Genomic DNA, 11,584 nt, shown 5'->3' with positions numbered 1-11,584 from the left:
CGGTCGTTGCAACTCCCAAAAATTCTGGGTGTTGCAACGACCGCTAGAACCCGCCAGGGAGCCGGGCTGTCCGGTGCGTGGTGTTACTTGGTCAGCGGGCCGAGTACCGGATCGTCGGTGTAGGCCGTCTTGACGTTTTCCGCGGTGACGATCACCGGGGGCAGCAGGAAGGCGGGAACCGTCTTGACGCCGTTGTCGTAGGACTTGTCGTCGTTGATCTCAGGCGTCTTGCCGGCCTGGAGGTCCTTGACCATCACAATTGCGTGCTCAACGAGCTTGCGGGTGTCCTTGTTGATGGTGGAGTACTGCTCGCCCGCAAGGATCGACTTGACGGACTCTTCTTCGGAGTCCTGGCCGGTGATGACGGGGAGCGGCTTGCCGGCCGCCTTGACGGACGTGATGACAGCACGCGCCAGGGTGTCATTCGGGGAGAGGACGCCGTCCAGGGATTCGGTGCCGTAGGAACCGGTGAGGAGGGTGTCCATGCGCCGCTGGGCGTTTTCAGCCTTCCAGTCCTGGGTGACTGCCTTCTCGAAGGTTGTCTGGCCGGAGAGGACCTTCAGCGTGCCGTCGTCGATCTTGGGCTTGAGGACCTTCATGGCGCCGTCGAAGAAGACCTTCGCGTTGGCGTCATCAGGCGAGCCTGCGAGCAGTTCGATGTTGTACGGTCCGGCCGGCTTCTTGGCCTTCATGCCGTCGAGCAGGGCCTGGCCCTGGAGCTCGCCAACCTTGAAGTTGTCGTACGCCACGTAGTAGTCCACGTTCTCGGTGTTCAGCAGGAGGCGGTCGTAGGCGATGATGGTGGCGCCGGCGTCCTTGGCCTGCTGGAGCTGCGTGCCCAGCTGGGACCCGTCCAGGGCACCCACGATGATGACCTTGGCGCCCTTGGAAATCATGGCGCTGATCTGGTTCTGCTGTTCGGCCACACCGTTGTTGGCGAACTGGACCGTCGGCTTGAATCCGGCGCTGGTGAGGCCGTCGTTGAACAGCTTCTCCGCCAGGACCCAGTTCTCGCTGGTCTTCTTGGGAAGTGCGACGCCGATGGCTGAGTCCTGCGCGAATCCTCCGGTTCCTTCGCTGGAGCCGCCCGTCGAGGGTGTTTCGGCGCGTCCGCAGCCGGTCAGCGCCAGTGCTGCAATGGCAGCAACTGCTGCCGCCTTCCCTGCTTTTCCAAACATTCGCATGTTTTCGCTACTTTCTTTTATGGGGTGGTGGGACGGGAAGCTGAGTACTCAGGCTTCCCGGGAAATGGTTGCTTTGGTGGAGGTGACTTCATCGGGCTGAAGCGGCGTGCCGGGGCCGTTTGAGGACCGGTTGAAGTTCTTCATCATCAGGCCGATGATCGAGGCCCGGCCCTGGGACTTGTTGTAGACGTCGATGGCAACTGCCACCAGGAGCACAAGGCCCTTGATCATGGACTGCCAGTCAGCGCCGACGCTGAGCAGCTGCAGGCCGTTGTTAAGGACGGCCATCACCAGGCCACCAACGATCGAGCCGATCACGGTGCCCACGCCGCCGGTCACCGCAGCGCCGCCGATGAAGACAGCGGCGATCGCGTCCAGCTCCCAGCCGGTGCCGTCGGAAGGACCTGCAGAGGTTGAGCGGGCCACGAAGATCATGCCGGCCAGGCCGGCGATGATCGACATGTTCATCATCACCAGGAAGTTGATCTTTTTGGACTTCACGCCGGACAGCTCGGCTGCGTGGCGGTTGCCACCCACGGCGTAGACGTGGCGGCCCACAACGGTCTTGGAGGAGATGAAGCCGTAGACCAGGACCAGGACGGCGAGGATCAGGCCGGGGATGGGGAACGAGGTGCCCGGCCGCCCGGTGGCGAACAGGTAGGTGGCGTAGAGGATGGCGCCGCAGATCAGGACCAGTTTGAGGACCATGACCCAGGTTTCCGGAACCTCCGCGCCCAGCGCCTTGGCGGAGCGGCGGCGGCGGACTTCACCAATCACCACGAAGGCGGCTGCCGCCAGGCCCAGGAGCAGGGTGAGGTTGTTGAAGCCGGTGTTCGGGCCGATTTCCGGCAGGTAGCCGGCGCCGATGAACTGGAATTCCCGCGGGACGGGGATGGAGTTGGACTGTCCCACAAACTGCTGCGCACCGCGGAAAATCAGCATGCCGGCCAGGGTCACGATGAACGCCGGGATGCCCACATAGGCCGTCCACCAGCCGTGCCAGGCACCGATCAGGGCGCCCAGGCCCAGGCCCAGCAGGATGGCGAGGAACCAGGGCAGGTTCCAGTCGCGCATGGCGATCGCCACCACCATGCCCACGAAGGCTGCCACGGAGCCCACGGACAGGTCGATATGGCCGGCGATGATGACCAGCACCATGCCGATGGCGAGGATCAGGATGTAGGAGTTGCCGTTGAAGAGGTTGATGACGTTGCCCGGGGTGAGGGTGATGCCGCCTGTGAGCCACTGGAACAGCAGGATCAGTGCCACCAGGGCAAAGATCATGCCGAACTGGCGGGTGTCGCCGCCAAAGAGTTTCTTGAGCGCGTTCATTGTTTCGGTCCTCGTATCTGGAAGGTTCTGGAAAGCTCCAGAGGATTAGGCGGCTTTTCGGGCGGAGGTCATGAGCTTCATCAGGCTTTCCTGGCTCGCTTCCGCCTTGTCGAGGACGCCGGTAATGGCGCCTTCGAAGATGGTGTAGATGCGGTCGGAGAGTCCCAGGAGCTCCGGCAGTTCCGAGGAAATGACGATCACGCCTTTACCCTGGTTGGCGAGCTGCTGGATGATGCCGTAAATCTCGTATTTGGCGCCGACGTCGATGCCCCGGGTGGGTTCATCCAGGATCAGCAGCTCCGGGTCGGTGAACATCCACTTGGCCAGGACCACCTTCTGCTGGTTGCCGCCGGAAAGTTTCGCCACACCTTCCTGGACCGAAGGGGCCTTGGTCCGCAGGGACTTCCGGTACTGCTCGGCCACCGCAAACTCCTTGTCGGTGTCCACAACGCTCCGCTTGCTGATTTTCTGGAGGTTGGCCGAAACGGTGGTGGTTTTGATGTCGTCCAGGAGGTTCAGGCCCAGCGACTTCCGGTCCTCGGTGACGTAGCCCAGCCCGGCATCGATGGCCTGGGGAACGTTTTTGAGCGCCGTCTCCTTGCCGTGGATGTATACCTGGCCCGAAACGAAGTGGCCGTACGACCTGCCGAACACTGACCGGGCCAGTTCGGTCCGGCCGGCCCCCATCAGCCCGGCGAAGCCCACAATCTCGCCGCGTCGGACAAAGAAGTTGGAGCCCTTGCAGACCAGCCGGTCCTGGATCTGCGGGTGGGCCACCGTCCAGTCCTTCACTTCGAAGAAGACTTCGCCGATCTTGGGGGTGTGGTCCGGGAACCGGGACTCGAGGGTGCGGCCCACCATGCCCTTGATGATCCGGTCCTCATCAACGCCGTCCGCCTTGACGTTGAGCGTTTCGATCGATTTTCCGTCGCGGATGATGGTGATGGAATCGGCGATCTGCTCGATCTCGTTGAGCTTGTGCGAAATGATGATCGAGGTGATGCCGCGGCCTTTCAGGCCCAGGATGAGGTCCAGCAGGTGCTGGGAGTCGGATTCGTTCAGCGCTGCGGTGGGCTCGTCCAGGATCAGGATTTTCACGGACTTGTTCAGGGCCTTGGCGATTTCAACCAGCTGCTGCTTGCCGACGCCGATTTCCTTGATGGGAGTGTCCGGGTTTTCGCGCAGGCCCACCCGGGCCAGGAGTTCGGTGGAGCGGATGCGGGCCTCGGCCCAGTCGATGACACCACGTTTGGTGGGTTCGTTGCCCAGGAAGATGTTCTCCATGATGGAGAGCTCCGGGATCAGCGCCAGCTCCTGGTGGATGATCACGATGCCGGCCTGCTCGCTGGCCCTGATGTCCCGGAACTGCTGGGTCTGGCCCTGGTAGACGATGTCGCCGTCGTAGCTGCCGAACGGGTAGACCCCGGAGAGGACTTTCATCAGCGTCGACTTGCCGGCGCCGTTCTCGCCGCAGATGGCGTGGACTTCGCCGGCCTTTACCCGCAGGCTGACCTCCGACAAGGCTTTAACGCCGGGAAACTCTTTGGTGATGGACCGCATCTCGAGGATGACAGGGTCCGTGTGCGTGGTCTGGGACGTCATGGGCCCTAACCTCCATTAAAAAATGACTCCGTTGTCCGGCCGGCAAAGCGCAGGGCCGTCTGATGCAAAAGTAAACTGGATCACAGCTATTGTCGTCAAGTCTTGAACGCAATTACCGGATAACGAAATGGTCTAGTTTTTCCGGATGCCAGCATTCTGGAACACCAGGGCGGCCGCTCCGAGGGCTTCGGCACGGTCCCCGAGGGAGGACATGGTGAGGGTGGTGGTCTCCCCGATGACGGGGACTGCGTGCCGTGTCAGGCCCCGGCGGATCGGGTCCAGCAGCAGGTCTCCGAGCCCGGCCAGCGGCCCGCCCACCACAATGACTTCGGGGTTGATCAGGTTGGCGACGTTGCCCAAAGCGCGGCCCACGGACAGGCCGGCGTCGTCAACCACGCGCAGGGTGGCGGGGTCCCGGGCCAGGGCCTTCCGGACGATGTCAGCGGGCGTCAGCGGACGGTCCTCGCCACGGCTGAGCAGCTCGATCATGGTGGTGGTGGAGGCAATGGTTTCCAGGCAGCCGCGGTTGCCGCACCGGCACACCAGGCCCTGTTCGTGGATGGTGGCGTGGCCGATCTCGCCGGTGATCCCCACGTTGCCGTAGTACGGCGCGCCGTTGAGGATCAGGCCCGCGCCGATGCCTGATCCGATCTTCAGGAACATCAGGTTGCTGACGCCGCTGTGCCGGCCCCACGTGACCTCGGACCAGGCCCCGAGATTGGCGTCGTTGTCAATGAAGACGGGAAATTGCAGCGTCTCTTCCAGGTGCTGCAGGATGTTGATGCCCACCCACTCAGGCAGGATCGCGCCCTGCGCAACGGTTCCCGTGCGCCGGTCAATCGGGCCGGGAATTCCGACGCCGGCACCCACCACGGCGGTCCGCTCTATGTTGCTTTCCCGCAACAGCTTGTCCAGCAGGGTCACTGCCGCCTGGATGCCGTCCTCCGCCTGGTGGCCCAGTGGCAGCATCACGGATTCCTCGGCTATCACGCGGTAGCTCAGGGAGGCCAGGACCACGCGGAGGTGCCGCCGGCCGAAGTCGATGCCAACAGCCACGGCGCCGTTGCTGTTGAGTCTCACGTTGAGGGCGCGGCGGCCGGAACTGGTAATCGGTTCCGTGGACGCGAGGCCGGAGTCCAGCATGACCTTGACGATGTTGGAGACCGTCGCCGTGGAGAGGCCTGTCTGCCGGGCGAGTTCAGCCTGGGTTGAAGGCCCGCCGCGCAGGCTTTCGATGATGCGTTGCTGGTTCAGCTGCCGCAGTGCGGACTGTGAGCCGGGATTCTTTGGCTTGCTCCTCGTTGAGCGCGGGGTTCCGGACATGCTATGTACAGTGCCCTATTTCCCGGCTTGTAGTCAAGAAGTTAACGCATGCGTCGGTTAGCGGTAACTTTTTGGGCATAGGACGATTCGGCCCCGATGGCATGCTGCGGGTGCAAATGGCCCGGACGCATCCCGGCGCGCGCTGGTTAGGCTGGAGCCAGGCCGTTATCCCCCGGCCGTCCCGCGATGGAAGGTGGTAGCGGTGCTGCTGGCACTCCTGCAGGCAAACGCCGCAGTCCTTGACCCTGATGCCAACCTCGATTCCCTTGAAGCCGCGGCAGCCACCGCCGCCGCGCGGGGCGCAGCCGTCCTGGTCACCCCGGAACTGTTCCTGGTGGGCTACGCGCCGCGGCGCATCCGGTCCGGCCTGGACCCGGACATTCTCCCGGCGCTGCGCCAGCGGCTGGCTGACATTGCCAGGCGGCACGGGATTGCGCTGGTGTACAGCCTGCCCCGCCTCACCGCCCAGGGGGAGTGGCAAATCAGCGCCACCCTCCTCGACGCGCAAGGCGCCAGCTTGCTGGAGTACGGCAAAGTGCACCTTTTCGGACCGGACGAGCGGGCGGCCTTCAGCCCCGCCACCCAGCCGCCCGCCGTCGTCGACTTCCACGGAATCCCCACCTCGATGGTGATCTGCTTCGACGTCGAATTCCCCGAAACCGTCCGGGCCGCGGCATCGCGCGGAGCCGAACTGCTCCTGGTCCCCACGGCGCTGGCCCACGGCTTTGACGACGTACCCCAGGTGCTGCTCCGCGCCAGGGCGCTGGAAAGCCAGGTCAGCATCGCCTACGCGAACCATTCCGGCGTCGAGGACGGCCTTCGGTTCCTGGGCGGCAGCGTGGTGGCCGGGCCGGACGGCAAACTGCTGGCCGCTGCCGGAGCCGGAGCCACTGTCCTCTTTGCCGAGGTTGATCCCGCAGCGGCGGGGCGGGAGCGGGCCGAGGTGCCGTACCTGGCCGAGCGTCGCCCGGACCTGTACCGGGACTGGGGCTACTGACCGGCAGAGTCCACAAACTGCAGCGCAAACCATAGTTCGGCCCGCGCTGCCGCCTGCGCCAGGTCCAGGTCCAGGAGTTCCGCCAGCGCGGTGATCTGCCGGCGCACGCTGTTGCGGTGCAGGCCCAGGTCCTTGGCCGAGGCATCCCAGCTGCCGTTGGCGGCCAGCCACGAGCGAAGCACCAGCAACTGCGCGTCCCGGCGCGCCGGTTCCTGTTCAAGGACAGGGGCCAGCAGCCGGGCGGCGAGCAACGCGCCGGCGTCGGCGCCCAGCAAACCGGCGACGGACCAGGTGAGGTCTTCCTCCCGCACCGTCGATGCGGTGGCCAGGACCCGCGGGCGAAGCGCGGTGGCGCGCTGGTAGGCGGCAGCAAGGCCCGGAAGTTCCGTGGGGGCGCCCACCACCAGCCGCCACCCCAGCTGCTCCACCTCCGCCAGCAGCGGCCCGTCCACCTTGAGGCGCGTCACGGCGGCGAAGCCGTCATCGGTCAGTTCCACCAGCTTGGTGTCGAAAATCCGCCGCCAGTGCAGCAGGTCGCGGACGGCGCCTTCCGTGGCGGCAGGAGCCGCTGCCGGTGTGCCGGACCGGAGCCCCAGCACCACGCGGACCGGGGCCGACCGGGTCCCGCCCACGCTCTGGGCCAGCAGGTCCTTCAGGCCGTTGAGCCGGCGGGAGCTGCCACCGGCCAGGCTGTCCGGGTGCAGCAGCAGGGCGGTGGCCAGCTGGCTGGGTGCCAGGGACCCGCTGGTCCGCTGCCGGACCAGCAGCTCCAGCAGTCCCACCACGGCGGACACCACATTGTTCTGGGCCGGCGTCAGGGGTTTGCCGGCCCCCAGCACCAGGGCGCCCAGCGTCGCGTCCCGGGTGCTGCGCAGCGGATGCCCAAACAGCAGGGTGGGATCCGGGGTGTCCACGGAGCCGGTTTCGATGCGGGGCCCGCTGCCGGCCAGGAGCCTGGCCACCAGCGGCTGGAGGAGGGAATGCTCGACGGCGGCCCTGGGGTTGGTGCCGGGGCCCGCCTGGGCGGCAGCCCGGGCCCGCGCCCTGCCGTCAGCCCCCACCAGGACAGCCCACACCGGCACGCGTTCGGTGAGCGCCGCCAGCAGCTCGTGTTCCGGCCGGGCGGACAGGACGGCCCGCATCAGGTGCCTGTTGGTCTCCGCCAGGTGCCGGAACACCTGGGCGTTTCCGGATTCCAGGAGCTTGGAGAATTCGAGGCCCAGCGCAGCGAACGGGACGCTGGCCGGAACTTCCACCAGCGTCAGCCCGTGGTTCCGGCAGGCTTCCACCAGTGCCTCGGGGACCGCGTCGAAGTAGGGCTGCAGGCCAAACCCCAGGGCCGCGACCCCTGCTGCCACCAGGCGCCGGACGTACGCGTCCGCCTGCGCCGGGGGACCGCCATCCACCACCGCGTCGGCACCCTGGTGCGTGCCGCCGGCACCCTGGCGAGCGCCGTCGTCGTCCGGGCCTGCTGCCGGGCCGCTCCGCAGCCCGCCGCTGCGCCCGCTGCCTCCGGTACCAGCGTGATCGCCGGTGTGGCCCCCGGCCAGGAACGGCAGGCCCGCAGTCAGCACAAATTCGCCGTCCAGCAGGTACGGCGTGGGGTCACCGAGTTCGCTGGGCTCCACCCAGCGCAGCGGCGCGGCACCGTTGCCGGCATGGTGCACCACTGTCACCCCGGCAGGCAGAGCGGCCAGGAAGCGGCCCAGGGTTACTGCGTCCAGCTGCTCCGGGCTACCATCGTTCTCTGGTGCATTGTGTCTCATGCTGGAAGCCTACAGGTTGTTTTGCACACCATTGAGATGCTGCTCACACCCCTAATCTGGGGAAAGGGAAAACCAGTTCAACCACCCACCAACAGGAACGGACGTCAACGATGACTGTGCCAACACTTTCCGGCAGGGGGCCGGCCCGGGCAGCCGGCCGGCCTTCACTCGGCGCGCAACTGCTGCGCCGCAAGCCGATCGCGCAGATGGTCACCGAAGCCGGCGACGCACAGGACGGACCCCGTCTGGTCCGCAGCTTCGGCGTGCTCCAGCTGACGATGATTTCCGTTGGCGCCACCCTTGGCACCGGCATCCTGGTGATCCTCGGCGAATCAGTGCCGCTGGCGGGGCCGGCCATCTGGATCTCCTTCGCCATCGCCGGCCTGGCCGCGCTGCTGTCCGCCGTCTCCTACGCCGAGATGGCCGGCATGGTGCCCGTCTCCGGCTCCAGCTACTCCTATACCTACGCCACCATGGGGGAGGGCATGGCCTGGATCTGCGGCTGGTGCCTGGTCCTGGAATACGCGGTCTCCGTGGCCGCCGTCGCGGTCGGCGCCGGCCAGTATGTCAACGAGGCCCTGGCCGTCTTTGGAACCGCACTCCCGGACGCGCTGTCCCAGCCGCCGGGCGATGGCGGCATGGTCAACGTCCCCGCCATGGTCATCGTGTTGCTCGCCACCGCCCTCCTGGTCCGCGGCGCCAAGGAAAGTGCCTGGATCAACACGTCCATCGTGGTGGTCAAGGTGGGCATCCTGCTCTTCTTCTGCGCCGTGGCCTTCACGGCCTTTACCGCAGGCAACTTCGAGCCGCTGCTGCCCATGGGGGCCGCCGGCGTCTCCGCCGCAGCCTCACGGGTCTTCTTCTCCTACATTGGCTTTGATGCCGCCTCCACAGCCGGTGAGGAGGCCCGCAACCCCAAAAAGGACCTGCCCCGGGCCATCATGCTGTCCATGCTGATTGTCACCACCATTTATGTCCTGGTGGCAGTTGCCGCCATCGGCGCCCGGCCGTGGGGCTGGTTCGACGGCACCGAGGCCGCTTTGGTGAAAATCCTTGAAGAGACCACCGGCCAGCCCTGGATCGGGCTCGTGTTTGCTGTCGGCGCCGTGCTGGCCATCGCCAGCATCGTCCTGACCGTCCTCTACGGCCAGACCCGCATCCTGCTGTCCATGGCCCGGGACGGCCTGATTCCCGCCGTCTTCGGCCGGGTGTCCCGCCGGACCGGCACCCCCGTGGTTGGCACGCTCCTGGTGGGGACCGCCGTCGCGCTCACTGCCGGGCTGATCCCGCTCGGCGCCCTGGCGGACGCCACCAGCATCGGCACCCTGTTCGCCTTCGGCCTGGTGAACGTGGCCGTCATCTACCTGCGGCGCAGCCGGCCGGACCTCGAACGGACCTTCCGGGTGCCGCTGTTCCCCATCACCCCCATCCTCGGCGCCATCATGTGCGGCTACCTCATGGCCAACCTCGGCGCCGACACCTGGGTGGTGTTCGCGCTGTGGATGCTGGTGGGCATTGCCGCTTACTTCTCCTACGGCCGGCGCCATTCCAAGGTGGCGGCGATGAGCTCCGCGGACTACCTTGAGGTGTCCGCCGCCTGCCCCGCACCGCAGCATTCCTGATCCGGACCGTCCCAAACCTTCCAAAGGCAGACTTCAATGACCATCGCCACAGAACTTCCGCCCTCCAGCCCCGCAGGCGCCCCCTCACAGGGTGGTGCCGATGCCGGGACGGCTGCCCCCATCACCATGCTCAACCCGGACTTCCCGTTCAGCTACGACCACTACCTGGCCCACCCGGATGGTCTCGGCTCGGTGCCGCCGGAGCTGCTGGGCACCGAAGTGGCAGTCATCGGGGCCGGCCTGTCCGGCCTGGTCACCGCCTACGAACTGATGAAGCTGGGCCTGCGGCCTGTGGTGTACGAGGCGGACCAGATCGGCGGCCGGCTCCGCACCGCCAACTTCCCGGCGGCACCCGGCGTCGTGGCGGACCTGGGCGGCATGCGGTTCCCGGTGTCAGGCAAGGCCTTCTACCACTACGTGGACCTGCTGGGCCTGGACACCCAGGAATTCCCCAACCCGCTCTCCAACGCCACCTCCAGCACCGTGATCGAGCTCGCCGGCAGGAAGTACTATGCCGAAAAGCCCTCGGACCTGCCGCCGTTCTTCCGTGAGGTGGCCGACGCTTGGAAGGCTGCCGTGAACGACGGCGCCAAGTTCACCGAAATGCAGGAGGCCATCCGCACCCGGGACACGGGCAGGATCAAGGAACTCTGGAACGAGCTGCTGCCGCTGATGGACGAGCAGACCTTTTACGGCTTCATCGCCGCCAGCGAGTCCTTCAAAAAGGCCGGGTTCACGCACCGGGAGGCGTTTGGCCAGGTGGGCTTCGGCACCGGCGGCTGGGACACGGACTTCCCCAACTCGATCCTCGAGATCCTGCGGGTGGTCTACACCGACGCTGACGACGGGCACCGGCTGATCCGGGGCGGCGCGCAACGGCTCCCCGAGGCACTCTGGCAGCACGCGCCGTCGGGCCTTGCCCACTGGCCGGAGGGCACCTCCCTGGCCTCGCTGCACTCCGGGTCCCCGCGCGGCGCCGTGGGCAAAATCAGCCGCGACCCGGACGGCAACCTGCGGATCCGCGAACGCTGGGGCCGCGAAGCCACCTACCCGGCAGTGGTCACCACGTGCCAGTCCTGGCTGCTGTCCACCCGCATCCATACCGAAGAGGCGCTCTTCCCGGCGGAGCTGTGGACGGCGATCGAGCGTTCGCACTACATGCAGTCGTCCAAGACCTTCGTGATGGTGGACCGGCCGTTCTGGAAGGACATTGATCCGGCCACGGGCCACGAGGTGTTGTCCATGACCCTCACGGACCGGCTGAACCGCGCCACCTACCTCCTGGACAACGGCCCGGACCAGCCCGCGGTCATCCTGCTTTCCTACACCTGGAACGACGACGCGCTGAAGTGGCTGGCGCTCGACGCCGACGAACGCGTGGAGCTGATGCTGCACTCGCTCGAGCAGATCTACCCCACGGTGGACATCGCCAGCCACATCGTGGGCCAGCCCATCACCGTGTCCTGGGAAGCGGACCCCAACTTCATGGGCGCGTTCAAGGCCAACCTGCCCGGGCACTACCGCTACCAGCAGCGGCTTTTTACGCACTTCAAGCAGGACGCGCTGCCCGACTACCAGCGCGGCATCTTCCTGGCCGGCGACGACGTTTCCTTCACTGCCGGCTGGGCCGAGGGCGCCGTGACCACCGGCCTGAACGCGGTGTGGGGCGTGGTGAACCACCTGGGCGGGTCGGCGGCGCCGGGCAACCCCGGTCCCGGCGAGCTGCTCGACTCGATCGGGCCGGTCAGCCTGGACTGA

The 11,584-nt window shown here is 66.5% G+C and carries 8 protein-coding genes; 3 read left to right on the top strand and 5 right to left on the bottom strand.

Annotation, left to right across the window (positions count from 1 at the left end; genetic code table 11):
- Positions 1–83: 83 nt before the first annotated feature.
- The 4 genes from QRN07_RS11215 to QRN07_RS11200 form a co-directional block, all read right to left on the bottom strand.
- Complete coding sequence (locus QRN07_RS11215; RefSeq protein WP_050684873.1) at positions 84–1,184, bottom strand: substrate-binding domain-containing protein; 1,101 nt, start codon at positions 1,182–1,184, stop codon at positions 84–86.
- 48 nt (positions 1,185–1,232) lie between these two features.
- On the bottom strand, positions 1,233–2,516 hold the full coding sequence (gene mmsB, locus QRN07_RS11210) for a multiple monosaccharide ABC transporter permease (RefSeq protein WP_050684874.1): 1,284 nt from the start codon (positions 2,514–2,516) through the stop codon (positions 1,233–1,235).
- A gap of 45 nt (positions 2,517–2,561) precedes the next feature.
- Complete coding sequence (gene mmsA, locus QRN07_RS11205; RefSeq protein ID WP_050684875.1) at positions 2,562–4,118, bottom strand: multiple monosaccharide ABC transporter ATP-binding protein; 1,557 nt, start codon at positions 4,116–4,118, stop codon at positions 2,562–2,564.
- A 132-nt stretch (positions 4,119–4,250) separates the two neighbouring features.
- On the bottom strand, positions 4,251–5,441 hold the full coding sequence (locus QRN07_RS11200) for an ROK family transcriptional regulator (RefSeq protein WP_050684876.1): 1,191 nt from the start codon (positions 5,439–5,441) through the stop codon (positions 4,251–4,253).
- A gap of 202 nt (positions 5,442–5,643) precedes the next feature.
- Here QRN07_RS11200 and QRN07_RS11195 point away from each other — a divergent pair, with 202 nt between their 5' ends.
- On the top strand, positions 5,644–6,438 hold the full coding sequence (locus QRN07_RS11195) for a nitrilase-related carbon-nitrogen hydrolase (RefSeq protein WP_285241044.1): 795 nt from the start codon (positions 5,644–5,646) through the stop codon (positions 6,436–6,438).
- Here the strand turns inward: QRN07_RS11195 and QRN07_RS11190 are convergent.
- Entirely contained in the window at positions 6,432–8,204 is a 1,773-nt protein-coding gene (locus QRN07_RS11190; RefSeq protein WP_285241043.1) for a PucR family transcriptional regulator ligand-binding domain-containing protein, read from the bottom strand. The genes QRN07_RS11195 and QRN07_RS11190 overlap by 7 nt on opposite strands.
- Before the next feature lie 110 nt (positions 8,205–8,314).
- On the opposite strand from QRN07_RS11190, the gene QRN07_RS11185 reads away from it, so the two are divergent.
- Both QRN07_RS11185 and QRN07_RS11180 read left to right on the top strand, forming a co-directional pair.
- Positions 8,315–9,826: an amino acid permease gene (locus QRN07_RS11185; RefSeq protein ID WP_285241042.1), complete on the top strand. Its 1,512-nt coding sequence runs from the start codon at positions 8,315–8,317 to the stop codon at positions 9,824–9,826.
- Between the two features lie 36 nt (positions 9,827–9,862).
- Complete coding sequence (locus QRN07_RS11180; RefSeq protein WP_285241041.1) at positions 9,863–11,584, top strand: flavin monoamine oxidase family protein; 1,722 nt, start codon at positions 9,863–9,865, stop codon at positions 11,582–11,584.

Origin of the sequence: Pseudarthrobacter sp. MEB009 (assembly GCF_030208875.1) — a bacterium.
Lineage (GTDB): Bacteria > Actinomycetota > Actinomycetes > Actinomycetales > Micrococcaceae > Arthrobacter.
Note: the sequence above shows the minus strand (reverse complement) of the source record. Positions and strands in the feature narration are given on the sequence as shown.